The organism is Brakhagea baltica (assembly GCF_052161605.1).
Taxonomy (GTDB): Bacteria; Planctomycetota; Planctomycetia; order Pirellulales; family Pirellulaceae; genus JBKCUI01.
This window is the reverse complement of sequence record NZ_CP197409.1, coordinates 5,400,962-5,416,646: the sequence shown is the minus strand read 5'-3', so window position 1 is coordinate 5,416,646 and position 15,685 is coordinate 5,400,962. Positions and strand designations below refer to the sequence as shown.

Here is a 15,685-nt window from a genome sequence, read left to right as displayed (position 1 = left end):
TTGTGGCTCCCTGCAATCGTCGTTAGCAGATAGGAGATGACTGGTTTGAGCGTCGTTCATGCTCCACCTCCCGCATTAGTACGATTAGGGGTAGATCGGACGGTGTGAAGCATTAGAAATGTAACGGACTCAGTAGCTCCACTCTCATATTTAACGCTTATAGTCACGCCTAGACTCTGAGGATGAAAGCCTTTGCTTTCCGACGATTGAGTCTCTTTACGAAAATCAAGTCTAAGGACGCGGCCTGTTGACTGAAACGGCTTCTGAGCATCACACACGCTTGGAACAACACAATCGCAAGAAGACGATAGGTTCGCAATCTCTTCGCCTGAATTCAGCCCTAAATCGGCCAGAGGAAAAGCGACATAGCTGGCTTCATCAATGAAGATAACACCTAGATCCTTCTCGCGCTTTGTAGTTCTACCTTGAGAAACAGTGGCTACCGTAGAACTCCGTGAATCGGTTGTACTTACCGCGCTAGGATGGCAACCGGAGAAAGAGACGAGCAAAGACAAAAATCCGGTTGAGAAACCGCTAGCCATGATCGGCGGATAGCGGATAGCGGATAGCGGATAGCGGTCTAGGCATTTGGCGTTGTTCTCGATTGAGGGTTGTAAATGCGGGGCAAGATCCCGGCAGGCGAATTGAAACAGATTCAAAAACCCGTGTCAAGAAAATTATTGAGATTTTCGAAACCACCATCCGGGGGTGCGGTCACGACATGGGGAGAAGGATATGGTGAGGGGACATGTGCACACAGCATTCTAGTCAACAGACGAATTGTCCCGCCTGTGATTGAATGCAAAAGTGGTCGGCGCTCCATCGGGACCACTCCTTTCAGAGGCAACCACACGTGCAGAGCTCGATTACAAAGCCATAGCCAAGATGCGGACTTTAGAAACAAACCGCTTTCCCGCTATTGAAGGAATGCCAAAAGGAAACCACGAACTGCGGGATAGTGGGGGGGATCGTTCTTAGTCTGGATGGGCGGCACATGAATTGCCGGTGTGCGTAAGCCACCGGTACAGATGGTACCCGTTCACGACCGAAGGCCTTGAACGGGTACGAGCTACTCAAGCTCTCGCATTGCCTGCGTGTAGCATTCCTCCGAGATTTCGTCACTCAGATATTGCTTGGAGAGTATGTACTTTTGGATTCGCTTTGCGTCCGATTCTCTGTGTTCGAGTCGGTACGCCACGCGGTCTAGGCGATAGTTGTCGTGCAGGTCGAGCAACTTCGCTGCCTTGGCAATTGCATTCCGCTTGAGACGGATGACGTAGGCAGCATAGGTCTCACTCAAATCATGAGTGAGCAGCTCGATCGCCTCGATAGCTGCTGGATCAATGTCCGCAGCGACCAAATCCTCTTTCTTCGCATCCGTGTCCTCGAGCAAATCATGCAGAAGCGCCGCTTGCATGACGATTGCGTCCTCTGCTTTTGAGGCAACGCTCAGCAAATGCAATACATAAGGTGCACCCAACTTGTCACGCTGCCCCTGATGGAACCGGAGCGCTAGCCCTAAGGCGTTCTCGATGCGAGTTGCGTCTAATGCCTTCACGTTCCATTGCTCTCATTAATTAGTCGCAAACAGATTTCCTGAATCTGACGCGGATCGGCGTTCTTGTTTTTCTTCTTCGCTTGCCCGATGAGGGATGCGATGGCTTTAGGATTGCCACCACGCACTTTCTCGATAACGTCTGGATTGTCGGCCAACAACTCTTTGCAAAGTGTTTCTAATTCCGATTGGTCAACGGCTACGACGGCGTGATCCGATATGAGCTTATCCAGATCAGTTTCGGATGCAACAGTCTCGGGTGCATCGAGTAGCTTGCTATAGACCTCGCGGCCACGTGCGGTATCCAGTTTACCACCCTCCACAGCCTGCAAGATTCTGGATAAATGAGCCGCCGAAATGGGGAACTCGCTGATGCTGACGGAGTTTTCATTCAAATAACGTAGAACGTCCTGCAGGACCCAAGACGAAGCTCGCTTGGGCTGAGCTCCCTCAGCAACAACATCTAGAAAATAGGAGACTAGATCACGACCTTGCTGAACGATAACCTCGGTATCGGCAGGCCTCAAGCCAAACTCCTCGATCAGCTTGCGGCGAGCGACCTGCGGGGTTAAGGATGCCTCATGGCTCTGAGCTTCGATGTCCTCAGGGGTGATGAGAACCGGTACAAGATCTGGGCATGGAAAATACCGATAGTCGGCAGATTCTTCCTTTTCTCGTTGTAGCAAGGTTTCACCAGCGTCATCGTCCCAGCCTCGCGTTTGCTTTGGAGCTTGCCCGATGGTTTTTCCATCTTCCAAAAACTGCTCATACTGTCGAGTTGCTTCGTATTGGATCGCTCGCTCGACAGCTCGGAAGCTGTTCAGATTTTTGATCTCAACGATCGGGGTCGCAATGACTTTGCCGTCACGGTCGATATGCAGATTGACATTCGCATCCGCGCGAAGCGACCCTTCCTGCATGTTGCCGTCCGTTACCCCGAGATACATCATCAACAGCCGCATTTCGGTTAGGTAGCTCTTGGCTTCTTCTGCAGACGATAGATCTGGCTCCGAGACGATCTCTAGCAGCGGTGTGCCCGCTCGGTTCAAATCGATTCGCGTGTCAGCGCTCCCGTGGACTTCGTCGTGCAAGCTCTTGCCAGCATCCTCCTCCAGGTGCGCTCGAACAATACGTATCTTTTTAGGAACAGTGTTACCAGCGTCGTCCTTGGTATCGATAGTCAAGAATCCGGGGCCGCAAATAGGCAAATCGAATTGGCTCGTTTGATAGCCTTTGGGCAAGTCGGGGTAGAAGTAATTTTTTCTATCCCATTTGGTAAAACTTGCAATTCTCGAGTTCAAACCGCAACCCGCTCGGATTGCGAACTCGATCGCTTTTTCATTCAGCACAGGCAGTGAGCCTGGCAAACCTAGGCAGACCGGGCAGACTTGGGTGTTAGGCGGAGCACCAAACGCAGTGCTGCATCGACAAAACAGTTTCGTATTGGTCTTCAGTTGGACATGCACTTCGAGGCCAATTACCGTACGGTAAGCTACTGCCATTTTGGTAAACTTTGAGGTCGGAACATAAATCGATCAGTGAACTTGGACAATATAGAGTATTTGCCAATCGATCAACCCCCACCAAACTGACATGGTCCGATCTTATTTTGCTTGAGATTTATTGTCCGAGCGTCTCAGGTTGCTACTATTCGTAAGCACACGTGGCTAAGAGGGGAGACGCTCTGACAAAGGAGTCGCTTTCTGATCGTAAAGCCAGGCAGTCAACACAAGCTAGGAAAGATTAGAACCAGCTTGTTCAAAAAACGGGATGCTCTTTTCCAAGATGGAACGAGAGTTGCTTGTTCGATCCACAGAAATCGAACATGACGATTACTCGGAGTGCAAGGGTCTTTGTAAAGTTGATCGACACACCACTAGGAAACGGAGACTAGCCGATCGAGCTGGTCCACGTCAAGGAAGGGGCACTAGGAAAATGATCCGACATTTTGTTTTGACTGCGTTGCTGATCGGTAGTAGTTTTTCCGTCGCGTTGGGGATTGGTGATCGCGTCGCCTTTGACGTGAACCCACTGGTTGTGGCAAGAGACGTGACCACTCCAGGAATGCTGAGCCATCTGCCAAACTCACGCCAAGTCGAGATTCAGCTCGACGTTTCTGCTCTGTTCTCACCTGGCAAGGATTCACAAATCTCCGAGTATACCGTTCGGGTTTTGAGTCGCCACGATGACGTTCAAGTAGCAGATTTTTCACCGAGAACAGAAATGGTTTCGGATGTTGTCGGACCCATGCAAGTGACTCAGGATTCTGATCGCAACAGAGAGGGTGCTATCAAAGGAGTCGGTGGGTATCCAGGTGTCGGTACCGTTTACGGGTATGCCTATGGCCATGATCGCAACCATGAGACCGTCGCTTTTGCCAAGCGTCCCTCGATGGAAATAGCGACTGCATCCGGAACGTTAGCGCGACGCAAAGGGGTTTACTTTAAGGTCAAGCAGTCGTCGCAAAATACACTGGAGGGAGCACGCCCGTTTCGGATCGTTTTCGAAGTTCCACGAGAATGGCGAGCCGACTTGCTCGACGTCGCCATCGAAGCGGTGGGTATCGATTCCACCTCGAGCAAGCGACCAAGAGTGCTATCGGTGCATCGATTTGTTGTAGCGGCATATCAAGAGTTCGATGACGCCGCAGCACAAGCGGCCACGAACTACATGCGTCAGCAGCGACGTTTGAGCAATTTCGCTCGCAACTATGCAACAACAATTGAGCAGCGAAGTTTTCCAACCCCTTTGCACAAGCTTGGAGCAAAGCTTGATATTTATGAGCCGAATATTCCTCAAGACTGGTTTGAAGCGGTCGTCCATCAACCGGGCACGGGTTACCCGATTTTGAAGCTTTCCTATCTCCCGGTCGACTTGAGAGTCGAGATCCTAAACTACCTCGACCACAAAGAGCTCATCGAATCCCTCTCAGGTACTGCTGACGCATCGCGGGTTGCGACACAACCGACGCCGCAGTTCGCCACCCGCTAAGGTCGGATGTTCAACATAGGGCGGATCGGCATTCTTGCCGGTCCACAGGTGCCAGCGAAACATCGATCCCCACCGCCAAGAAATCACCTGGAAAGTGGTTGGAACCAAACGCACTACCTGTTAGGAGCAGACAGTCTCCTGTGCAAATGGCCTCATTGCCTCGTCCACTACGACAGCCGGGCCTCGTTGCCTCGTCCACTACGACAGCCGGGCCTCGTTGCCTCGTCCACTACGACAGCCGGGCCTCGTTGCCTCGTCCACTACAACGCTTTGCGTTTTCCGGGGCGGCTTTACAACAACGTGGAACGGAAGAACTTGATCGTTCTATCCCACGAGAGTTTGGCTGCCGCTTCGTCATACCGGGGAGTGGAGTCGTTGTGAAACGCATGGTTCACCCCTGGATAAATAAAGGCCTCGTGCTTGACACCTGCCTCCTTTAAAGCTTTCTCATACGCAGGCCACCCCTCATTGATTCTGGTATCGGTCTCGGCATAGTGGATGAGCAACGCACCCTTGATCTTGGGAACATCCGCGATCGCTGCTTGGCGTCCATAATAGGTTACCGCAGCCAGGATCGTTTCTGGCAAACGCACAGCCAGTTCGTTTGCAACGCCCCCTCCGTAGCAGAAACCGACCACTCCAACCTTGCCCGTCGACAACTCATGATTCTGCAGTGCTAACGCACCAGCCATAAAGTCCTGCATCATCTCCTCGCCATTGCGAGTTGACTGCATTTTGCGGCCATCGTCGTCGTTACCGGGATAGCCACCTAACGGACTAAGAGCATCGGGAGCCAACGCCAAAAATCCATCAACAGCCAGCCGTCTCGCAACATCCTCGATATAAGGTGTCAGACCGCGATTCTCGTGTACCACCAAGACGGACGGAAATTTTTCGGCACCAGTTGCAGGATACGCCAACAAACCCGATATCTTGCCGCCACCTTTGGGAGATTCGTAGCTGTATCGCTCGGTCTTGATGCGAGCGTCCTTAGGATCGATTTGCTGCGCCCAAGCGTAATTCGGTGCCAGCGACTGGATGATCACCTCAGCCGTCACTCCAGCGGTGGCAATGGCTGCAATCCGCTGCGAGAAATCTCGACGCGAAATGCGTCCATGCACGAACTCGTCGTAAAGCTGGAGTGCTTTTGGATCGAAATCAGAAGCTTTTTGCCGGTCCATAGTAGTCGTCTCTTTATTGGCAGGAATTAGAACAATCAAGATTCAAGACACTTCTCGCTCAACGCCACCGGCTTCACCCTCCCCAAACCCCGTTTGGGGAGGGTCAGCCCGCGAAAGCATGGCTGGGGAGGGGGCGACGTATCGGTCGGATGGAGACAAACGGCGTCCTGCCCTCCCCGGCAATCTCGCTTAAGGCTCGATTGCCGACCCTCCCGGTCGCTTCGCTGGGAGGGTGGGGAATTGTTTACGGTGGCGATCAGCGAGAAGTTTCGAATTCAATGTATTATACACTATACGATTTTACCCTACACGCGTTGACCGAGTCGCTCAGCCAAACGCATCAGAGTCTGGCTGGCATCGTTCTCGACGAGTTTGGCATGAATGAGATGCAATTGCGAGCGATCATTCCAAGCTTCCACGAGAGCGGCATCAAACTGCTCCTCCGTTTCTACGAAGTGCCCCTTGCCTCCTCCATAAACATCGGGCAGCTTGGAATATTTCCATACGGCAATCTCGTTGTAGAGCCACTCTCCTTCTTGTAGATATCGCTCGGTGCCGTACCCATGATTGTCGAGGACAATGATGATCGGCGAATGACCATGCCGAATGAGGGTCGACATTTCTTGACCAGTCATTTGGAATGCACCATCTCCGGCGATGACGAGAACTCGTTCACCCGGTTTGGCAACACAAGCCCCCAAGGCTGCTGGCACAGAGAAACCCATCGAGGTGTAGTATGCCGGGGAAAGAAAATCAGTGCGATCTCGGATAACTAACTCCGAGGAGGCAAACAACGAATCGCCGATATCCGCGATGACGATTGTATGCGAGTCGAGTTGCGAGTTGATCCGTTGGATCATGCGGCTGATTTGGAGCGGGCGTCCCGTTTCGATTTGAATCGGTTGAGGCTCTTTGATATGCAAACTATCGGGGATTGGACGTTGGGCGGGAGTTGGGTTCAGCTCGATGAGCCGCTTTAAGAAACTATCCAGCGGAACGTTCGGGAACTGGTGATAGGAGATCTGCAACTGCTCGCTCGTGGCGTAGATGCAATGCCTCACCTCGAGTTGTGCGGTGTAGATCCCGAGGTTGATGTCGGTCATGAAGGCACCGAGCAATAGGACGCAATCGCTGTCTTCGACATACTGCGTCACCTCTGCTTTGCCCATCGCCCCTTCGTAAAGACCGATGTAGAGCGGGTGTGTTTCGTCGACTACGCTCTTTCCGAGAATAGTGGCAGCAATTGGGATCTTAGATTTTTCCGCGAGCTTGAGAACGGTGTCTTGCAGTCCGAAGCGATGAATTTCCACACCGGCGATGATGAGCGGCTTCTTGGCGTTGTTCAGTTTCTCAACAGCTTCTTTGGCCGCTTCCTCCAGAACTAGGTTGTCGTAGGACACGGTTGGTCTGCGGTAGGAATGAACGACCGACGGAACGACATCCACCATGTCGCGGGGCAACTCAATATAAACCGGTCGTTTGAATCGGTAGCAAGCATCTAGCACCCGGTCTATATCGGCAAAGGCTGTGAGTGGATTGTTGAGCTCCGTTGCGGCGATACAGAGCTTTTCAAAAACCTCTAATTGTGTGCTGAAGTCTCGAACTTTGTGGTGCAACAATGGATTGTTGACCCGTTCCCCGAGCCCGGGTGAACCCGTTAGCACGACGACTGGGGACTTTTCGGCAAATGCTCCCGCCACACTGTTGCAAACTGAAAGCCCGCCAACGCAGTAGGTGACGCACAAAGCCCCCATGCCGTGAATACGGGCGTAAGCATCAGCCGCGAAACCAGCGCAGTCTTCTCGCGTGCAACCCACCATATTGATGGGGCTCTTTTCGAGCATGCTGTAGAAATTCAGGATGTAGTCGCCGGGAATGCCAAAGCAGTCCTTGATGCCGTAGTCTTGCAGACGCTTGATCAAATACTCACCAATCGACATGGCGGTGGGAGATCCACCTGGGACATTGGTGTTCTCTTGATTCTTTCCGATCGCACTCAACGGATTGTTCATAACCAAACCTACTTCAAATCTCTCGACGAGGGGGAAACTTAACAACGAAAGGAAAGGATCGTCTGTATTGTAGCGAGAAATTCGGTTTGGGAATCCCAGATCGAACTTTTGGGCACCGTGGTACGATGCCTGATACAATGATGGGGTAGGACGTAGAAACAGCCCCCCCCTCCCACCACATAGATGCCTCGTCATGACAAAGCTAGAACGAATAACCATCGCCCCATCCAAGATGAATGGTCAACCGTGTATTCGCGGAGTATTCGAGACGGTTACGGAAAAGACATTACTTTGAATTCGGAACAACAGCTATGGATCGCGAAACGCTTTTACAAGCTATTGAACACGGTCCCGTTCGGGTGACAATGAACGACGGTTTACGTTACGAGATCGAGAGTCTGCGCGATGTGGTGGTCGTGTGTTTAGCGAGAAACCTAACGATCCGCTGGAAGAGCCAACGGGATTCGGGCGAAGCTAGGAGATTGTATGTTGTCACTCAACTAAGAGAAAAAAGCCCAGGCGTTTTACTCAAACACTAGGAATTGACTATTCGGGAACCTTTCCGTCTCGGTCGGCCTTTCTCGACTAACGACGGGCGCATTACCACCGGGATTCCTCAAACCGTAGGACCACAGCCAAGCCGTTTCGCCCTCGACTTCGTATCCGAATGTACCGCTAGAAACTGTAGCAACCTGAAGAGAGGGCCATCCGCTTGTGGTTAGTTCCTTCAGGGACGCAGGCCAGCGATCGTTCTTGAGCTTGAACTCACGGATCGCACATGCTACGAGTGCGAAGCGACGAGAGTCTTCAAATTGATCTTGATAAAAGCGTGAATACGAAAGACTCGTCAAGCCAAATACATTCCATAGTGTTGAGGTGCCATCAATAGTACCCAAGAAGCCAAACTTTGCTGTTTGAATTTCTTCCCATCGTTTCTGGTGTGACAACCTTGGAGACTCCACCAATGCGATCAATTCTTCGTAGCGCTTCACGATAGCCAGCTTTGCAGAGGGTAGCTTTGGAAGGATCGAAATTAGTTCTCCTGCCAACGCCGCGTTTGTAGCTGAAGACTCCAAACTCGCGAGGGCCGCAGCTCGGTCCCATTCCAACGTTTCTCGTTTTATCAACGGTTGATTACGATGGGATTCCAAAATGCCTCTTAAGGTTGCGATCTCCGATTCCGTCCAAAAGTCGTTGGACATAGAATCCTGTATTACACTGGTCAAATTTCCCTTGGCAATATTCTTCATCACAATGGCAAAATAAAAATCTGTTTCATCAATTGCATCAAAGAGTTCGGTGCTTAGACCAATAGCTCGCAGAGCTCGATCTTTATCTCTTTTGTAGATGGCGTACCGACACTCCAACTCTAGGATTCGGGTTACATTTCTAAATTCAGCAATCGAGTTAAGATTGGTATTCCAACCTTGAAAATCAATCTCGAGACGGACCGGTTTCGGTAGGTCTCGCAATTGTTCGATGAGCGAAAACATCGGTTCCATCTCAGTCAAATAGTCCGATACGATCTGCTCTGGAGCGATATCGGTCGGCCATTCCTTCCAAGTAACAATTCGGTCTTCCGTTTGAAGCTCTGTACCGACAATAGGCAAAGCGTTGACGCTTGGCAAATTGGTACCCCAACGCGCGAGCTTAAGTATGGACCTTGCGATCTCAGAGCCTTCCGGATGTGTTTGCTTGATATAAGCCGCTTCCATCGAGGCATTATCGTAGGGTACTCCACGACTCTTGAGATCCTCTTTGAACTGGGATAACTCTCGGGCGGCTGTCCATTGGATGATTGCACCCCAGACCGCTAGTCCCAAAACAATTGCTACCATCACAACAATGAATCTGACAATCCAAACCACTGGACGAAAGGAGGATTGCGAAACAATCGAAGAACTGGTTATTGCGCTCATTGGATTGCCCCCGCAGTGGTTGATGATTCTAGAAGTGCAGCCGCTTGTTTTTCCCAATCTTCGTACCAGCTAGAGACAAGCGACTTGGTAATATCTGGCGACAAGATCTTGTTCAGTTCGCTGATAATCCGCTTTCTGGACACCTCGTCGCTCGCATCCGTTAGTTCCATCAATAGTTCAACCGTGCGATTCCGGGTTTGCTTAGCGATTAGGACATCTTTTATCGACACGCTTAAATTACGTGAGAAAAGATCCAATCCACCTAGCTGCGTGCGAAAACTTGACGAATCCCCAAATCCAGAACTGCTGTAAACGTAATACTGCCACGACGCGAGAATGGCATTTCGGCGACTGAGTCGCCGTGCTTGCTCATCAGCGACTTGGATGGATAATACTCGGTATAAATTTGGATCAAGCAAATCCTTTGTCGTTTTTAATTGCAACATTTGGAGCAAGCTTTTCTCGAAATCGTCCGCTCGATTCTGATCTGCCAAGTCTCTGGACTGACGAATGCGCCGTACGATCTTGCCCAACAAAGCTGTCGATTTCTCCCATTCTGCTTTTAGTGTTTCATCGTCCGGTTTTAAACTGACGGCAATCGCTTTTTGCCATGCGTCCGTTTCGACCATCTCCATCGATCTTGATACCCGGATAGGATTAGGATTGCTTTCCAGAAACGCATCGAAATTCTCTACGAACTCGGCCATGACTTGCCTGACCGGTGGAGAACGCTTCAACGATTCGATATGCAGTTTCTGCTTAAAGGCCTCTAAATCGAAATTGGAACCTCCCCCCATTCCGTACCCGCCGAGGCCAATGCTAGTATCTTCCACTTGCAAATCCTCAGCTTGATCGGTTGTCGAATCTGTAACAGCTCCTGGTTCCGGGATCGATTCCAATTCCCTCGCCAATTCGTCCAGGTCCTCCGGTTTGATCTCAAACGGCACCCCTTGTGGCTCAAACGTCATTGGTACCAGATTCCAAGCTTTGCCTTGGTTCGAAGATTGCAGTTGCCTAAACTCGGCTAGGTATCTGGCATGGTTTGCGCTCGACATGCGAGGTAGCGTGGCGAAAAATAAACCAAAGGGAACGAGAGGCAAGATGATGCTTGCCGCTGCGAATAGTCCATGGCGTACATAAAAGCCAAGCGTGAAGCGACGATCCATCCAGGCTCGCATCGAAACCCGCGTTGCAATAAACGGGATTACAAGGGTGGGTAGTACGAGCCACAAAGGAGCGATGGTACTTGTGGTCACACTACCAAAGAAACCGATCGCCAATACCACAATAAGGGGAGCACCGCAAAGGCTCACAACTCGGCTTTGGGCTACTTGTCCCCACCATTGAGCATAGGCAAATGCGACCAATGTGAAGACTCCCGAAAGAATCACGAACTGAGGAGGAGTTCCTTTTTGCGTACCACTAAGGTCCAAATACACGATGGCCATGACACTGAGGTACACAAAGATTGCTGCCCCCAGTGGCATAACGATTCGGCTAAGCCAAATCTTCGAGGGAGCAACACCTCGTTCGGCGAGGAAATGAACGCGTCGTTGGTACTGATCAGCCCCAAAGGTAAAGGCTCCTACCCAGCAGACAATCAAGGCATAGCTCAATATTAATAACACCACAACTGGCTGGAGAGGGGAAATCTGTTCTGCGATAGGCATAAGAATCCACAGCACGAATGCGTTGAGGATTAAGGCTGTAATGAGCAGGCGGTTTTGCATCCACGCGTGCCACAACAATGCGCCGCGCTCTCCCGATTTTTGGTAACCAAAAAAGTTGAGCTCCGGTCGATAAGCGAGCATGTTCTTGAATTGTTTTCGCAGTGCAACACCACCCGCAGCAACAAACGACCGACTACCCACGCGCCGGGCCACCAACCCGACGATCACGACGACGACCGTATACGAAATCAACCAAATGAGTGGCGTACCCCGGGTATACAAATCCGTCTTGAACTCGAAGTCACCATGGTAAAGATTGGTTAAGGTCGTTGCGAGCAATAAGGTCGCTATGACAATAGGGATCAGAGCCAACAGGGCCGGGATCGCCGTCCCCCATATCCAAGCCGTCGCGAAAGCCAAGAAAAAAACAAACAATGCCGTGAGCGGGAGAACGTACAGGATATCTGTTGGAGCCTCGGGACGAATATTGAAAATCTCGACGCTGAACGGCGCGGCGATGACGGCACTGATCAACCAACTGAGTAGAACCCCTATTACACCGACGAGAATCTTTGATTGAACGATTTGTCTCGGTGCAATCGGTAACGAGGCATACCAAAGCAGCGTTCGTTGCTCTTTCTCTTGGCTTACCAATAGCGCCGCTGCTCCCAAAGCGAAAAAAATGGGAGTCAATCCAAATGGAACAGCATGAATCATCTTGTAGAGCTGCCCGAATATACCCTGAACCTCAATCAGGGCGTGCCCAAGCAAGGAAAGTACCGCTAAAGCTAACAACAATGGCAGCAGCGGTTTAGCTTCCTTGTAAAGCATACGCCCCCAGACTTGCCAAGTCGTAATGCTTGGGACGCGAGGGGTGTAGGAAGATTGAACTTCTAGGCTCGACATTATAGTGCTCCTGTATCTGTTCCGAACGAGGTCTTCCCAACAAAGTTCTAAGACGCTTGTCGATCCGCGCTGGAACCGATGCCTGGTTGTGATGCCGAAGGGGACGACGTGGAACTGTTCAATCCGCGAGTGCAGGCTATGAACAATTCCTCGAGGGTCGCTGGTCTGGAGCGAACCGACAAAACTTGAGACCATTCGGACAAGAGCTTCTCGTGAAAGCTCTGGTAGTTTTTCACAATCCATCGCACCTGTCTGCCCTCGATCTTTTCGTAGAGAACCTCGGCAGGATTCGATTTGTCTTGCGTCAAATCGGGTAATGCCGCGAGCGGATCGGCGCGGCTGATGGTGACTTCAAAGATAGAGTCTCTTAGCTCGGAAAGAGGGGCTGCGATTTGAACCTTGCCTCTGTGCAAAATCGCGATGTAGTCAGCCACCCGTTCTACCTCGGAAATTTGATGACTGGATAGGAGCACGGTTTGACCGTTGGCGGCCCGCTCCACCATGCTCTCCATAAACTCGCGACGCACAAGTGGATCAAGTCCCGAGGTGGGCTCATCGAGGATCAGCAACTCCGGGTTGTGAGCGGTCGACAGGGACAAAGCGACTTTGGCTCTTTGTCCTTTGCTAAGATTTTTTATCTTGCGGTCTAATGGCAGCTCGTAACGCAGTATGGATTCACGGTATCGCTCGACGAAGCCGTCGGGATAGAACGAGGAGGCAAACCAACCGATCTCATCGACGCGCATCCAATCGTAGAGCGCGGGGGCATCGGAGACGTAACCGATTCGCCGCCGCAGTTCGAGCGCATCGGTGATGGGATCGAGCCCTAGGATGCGACACGTTCCCTTGGAAGGATGCTGAAAACCGGTGAGGATTCGGATCAGAGTGGTTTTCCCAGCCCCGTTTTCTCCTAGCAGCGCGAACACGGAACCTTGAGGCACGACCAAGTCGATTCCTTGGAGTGCATCGCAACCTCGAAAGTGCATCTCGAGACCTTGGATGACAATACATTCATTCATAGCTATACCTCGAAGAGGAGTGGCGAACAGACTCGGCAGCCGCTAGCCAGCAGAAGGGAACGAACTAGGAAATGGGCTGCGTCGGCGAGTTGGACGCGACCGTGTTGATCGTGGGAACCAGCTCCGCAAGCTGGGTCCGGACAATGGACTGGATGTCTGAGGCCTCCAATCCGGCGTGCAAAGCTTCTTTCAGAACGGATCGCAACCGATCCGCTATGATGGATCGGCGGTTAGAGCGACATACATCGAGAGCTCCTGCGCAAACGGCCAATCCACGGCCTCGCATCAGCTCGATAATGCCGTCGGCTTGCAGTTGTTGATAAGCCCGCGCAATCGTATTCGGATTGATCGCCAGCTCAACACTGAGCGCACGAACGCTCGGCAACAACTGCCCCACTCTGAGCGACTCCTCGGCAATGGCAAATTTCACCTGCCTCACAATCTGCTCGTAAATCGCCACACCATTGTTGGTGTCTATCGAAAAGAACATGCTGAACTCCTTCTGCCATTGCAGAACTAGTGAACTGGTGGAATAGTACACCGTCTGTGCGAGCGAGTCAAGCGATTTGGTAAAGATTTTTTGGTTGGAATCTCCAAAGAGGCTAGAGAGTGGGACGAACCTTACGACGAACCTTACAATGCATAAGAAGGAACAGAGTGGGGCTGTCACGTTTATTGCAAACGCTCAGGGGGCTCCGTGCTTTATCAAATCCTTAAGTCGATTGGAAAACGCTCACAAGAATGTGGCCAAGAAAACTGCTCGATATAACGTGGTCGGATTTGAGTTACGGCGCGTTCCGCTGCTTGCTCCCTGGCGATGCGGCAAATCACGAGTCAAGTGTACAGCAAAGCTTTGGCGGCCCCGATCGATCTTTTGTTTGCTTGTCGGTTCGAACCGGTTTTGATTTATTGCTACAAGCCTTAAAGCTACCGAAGGGCAGCGAAGTCATGATGAGCGCGGTCACCATTCCCGACATGGTGAAGATCGTTCATCAACACGGCTTGGTACCGATTCCAGTAGATCTGGATTTCTACACGCTGTCTCCAACTCAGCAGTCGCTTGAGCGATCAAGAAGTCCTAAAACCAGACTTATGGTCATTGCACCATTGTTTGGGGCAACTGTCCCAATGAGTCCTATCGCAGCGTTCGCTAGGGAGCACCAAATTCTTCTCGTGGAAGACTGCGCACAATCATTCTGCGGCTGGGATTGTATTCCATTACAGGAAGCAGATGTCCGACTTTATAGCTTTGGTCCGATTAAAACGTCGACGGCGCTCGGAGGAGCGGTGGTAAGCATTCGCGACCGGGATCTCCTTGCCAAGATGAAGTCGTTGCATGAATCCTATCCGTCGCAGTCGCGGTTGACGTATGTTCGTCGCATCGCGAAATATGCCCTGCTCAAGCTGGCTTCAACGAGGCAGATCTATTCGTTGATCTTCTACATGATCAAGCTCTTGCGACGGGACCCGGACGAAGTCGTGAACCGACTGGCCAAAAACTTTACGACAGGCAACTTGCTTACAAGTATTCGAAAGAGACCTTCGACACCTCTGATTGCCATGCTCGCCCGGCGTCAAGCCACCTATCCCTCAGCTCGCATTCGGAACAGAATTGCGCTGGGACAAGTGCTTTTGAGCCGCCTCGGTACAGAATCGAACGGTGCGGAACTGAGTATTCCAGGTACCCTCGCATCAAATCATTCCCATTGGGTATTTCCCATCGCAGTGAATTGGGGCAGGGCTCAGCTTGAAGACATACGCAAGCATGGTTTTGATGTAACGAGCAAGCACAATCTCACGGTTATCGAGGCCCCCAATGATGCACCGGACCGCGACGCTCCGGTTATGCGTGAGTTGTTTGCAAGAATTGTTTTTCTTCCGACCTACCCTGAGTTAACTGACTCCGCATCGAATGCCTTGATTGCTTCGGTTTCGATGCTTCGTTAATTCTCGAGGAAATGCCCTCATTTTTTAAAGTTTTCTAACGAAACTTCGGTAGCGGTCTGGCCTTTGAGTCGGACTTTCTCTAATAGTCGACAAGTATCAGCCATTGAGTAAGTTTGCATGCAAAAGGGTGTTGAGATGCCAATTCCATCGAGCGACCAGACAGCGAAGTTTCCCATAAAATTTTATTTAGTGCTAGCAGCATGCACTGCGTTGCAGTCATTGGGCTGTGCTAATACCAATGGCTACAACAATCAGCCGTGCTATCCGTACAATGCATATCCATATCCGCCTCAAGGTCAAGTTCCTGGAGCATTCCAACCCGCCGGTGCACCAGCGGTCATGCCAGGCCCGGGCTATCCAACTGGTATGGCACCCGTCCAAGGCTATAATGTGCCACCGGGGTTTAATGGGCAACCTGCGGGTGGGCCAGGAACGCCCTTTATTGGTAGTTAAGCCCATCGCTTTAGCCAGTGATACTTCGTTTT

12 protein-coding genes are annotated in these 15,685 nt (G+C 51.3%); 4 read left to right on the top strand and 8 right to left on the bottom strand.

All coding sequences use genetic code 11. From position 1 onward, the window contains the following. Positions 1-1,069 precede the first annotated feature (1,069 nt). Together SH449x_RS20990 and gatB are read right to left on the bottom strand one after the other, a co-directional pair. Positions 1,070-1,558 carry a hypothetical protein gene (locus SH449x_RS20990; protein ID WP_482378037.1) on the bottom strand — a complete coding sequence of 163 codons (489 nt, stop codon included), beginning with the start codon at positions 1,556-1,558 and terminating at the stop codon, positions 1,070-1,072. Further along, entirely contained in the window at positions 1,555-3,057 is a 1,503-nt protein-coding gene (gene gatB, locus SH449x_RS20985; protein ID WP_482378036.1) for an Asp-tRNA(Asn)/Glu-tRNA(Gln) amidotransferase subunit GatB, read from the bottom strand. Before gatB ends, SH449x_RS20990 begins: the two co-directional genes overlap by 4 nt. Before the next feature lie 433 nt (positions 3,058-3,490). Between gatB and SH449x_RS20980 the strand changes: the two genes are divergently transcribed. After that, positions 3,491-4,546 carry a hypothetical protein gene (locus tag SH449x_RS20980; protein ID WP_482378035.1) on the top strand — a complete coding sequence of 352 codons (1,056 nt, stop codon included), beginning with the start codon at positions 3,491-3,493 and terminating at the stop codon, positions 4,544-4,546. A 290-nt stretch (positions 4,547-4,836) separates the two neighbouring features. Here SH449x_RS20980 and SH449x_RS20975 read toward each other — a convergent pair whose 3' ends face one another. Next, positions 4,837-5,727: a dienelactone hydrolase family protein gene (locus SH449x_RS20975; RefSeq protein WP_482378034.1), complete on the bottom strand. Its 891-nt coding sequence runs from the start codon at positions 5,725-5,727 to the stop codon at positions 4,837-4,839. Between the two features lie 305 nt (positions 5,728-6,032). Beyond that, positions 6,033-7,739 carry an alpha-keto acid decarboxylase family protein gene (locus SH449x_RS20970; RefSeq protein ID WP_482378033.1) on the bottom strand — a complete coding sequence of 569 codons (1,707 nt, stop codon included), beginning with the start codon at positions 7,737-7,739 and terminating at the stop codon, positions 6,033-6,035. 311 nt (positions 7,740-8,050) lie between these two features. Between SH449x_RS20970 and SH449x_RS20965 the strand changes: the two genes are divergently transcribed. Then, positions 8,051-8,278 carry a hypothetical protein gene (locus SH449x_RS20965; protein WP_482378032.1) on the top strand — a complete coding sequence of 76 codons (228 nt, stop codon included), beginning with the start codon at positions 8,051-8,053 and terminating at the stop codon, positions 8,276-8,278. On the opposite strand, the gene SH449x_RS20960 is transcribed toward SH449x_RS20965, so the two are convergent. The 4 genes from SH449x_RS20960 to SH449x_RS20945 all read right to left on the bottom strand — a co-directional run bounded on the left by SH449x_RS20960 (position 8,264) and on the right by SH449x_RS20945 (position 13,743). Further along, positions 8,264-9,658: a hypothetical protein gene (locus SH449x_RS20960; protein WP_482378031.1), complete on the bottom strand. Its 1,395-nt coding sequence runs from the start codon at positions 9,656-9,658 to the stop codon at positions 8,264-8,266. The genes SH449x_RS20965 and SH449x_RS20960 overlap by 15 nt on opposite strands. Continuing rightward, positions 9,655-12,234: a hypothetical protein gene (locus tag SH449x_RS20955; RefSeq protein WP_482378030.1), complete on the bottom strand. Its 2,580-nt coding sequence runs from the start codon at positions 12,232-12,234 to the stop codon at positions 9,655-9,657. Before SH449x_RS20955 ends, SH449x_RS20960 begins: the two co-directional genes overlap by 4 nt. A gap of 47 nt (positions 12,235-12,281) precedes the next feature. After that, a complete protein-coding gene (locus tag SH449x_RS20950) occupies positions 12,282-13,253 on the bottom strand; it encodes an ABC transporter ATP-binding protein (protein ID WP_482378029.1) in 972 nt (323 codons plus the stop codon). Positions 13,254-13,317: 64 nt separating this feature from the next. Next, a complete protein-coding gene (locus tag SH449x_RS20945) occupies positions 13,318-13,743 on the bottom strand; it encodes a GntR family transcriptional regulator (protein ID WP_482378028.1) in 426 nt (141 codons plus the stop codon). Between the two features lie 251 nt (positions 13,744-13,994). Between SH449x_RS20945 and SH449x_RS20940 the strand changes: the two genes are divergently transcribed. Together SH449x_RS20940 and SH449x_RS20935 are read left to right on the top strand one after the other, a co-directional pair. Further along, entirely contained in the window at positions 13,995-15,200 is a 1,206-nt protein-coding gene (locus SH449x_RS20940; RefSeq protein WP_482378027.1) for a DegT/DnrJ/EryC1/StrS family aminotransferase, read from the top strand. Positions 15,201-15,335: 135 nt separating this feature from the next. Continuing rightward, positions 15,336-15,653, top strand: a complete 318-nt coding sequence (locus SH449x_RS20935) for a hypothetical protein (RefSeq protein ID WP_482378026.1) — start codon at positions 15,336-15,338, stop codon at positions 15,651-15,653. Positions 15,654-15,685 lie beyond the last annotated feature (32 nt).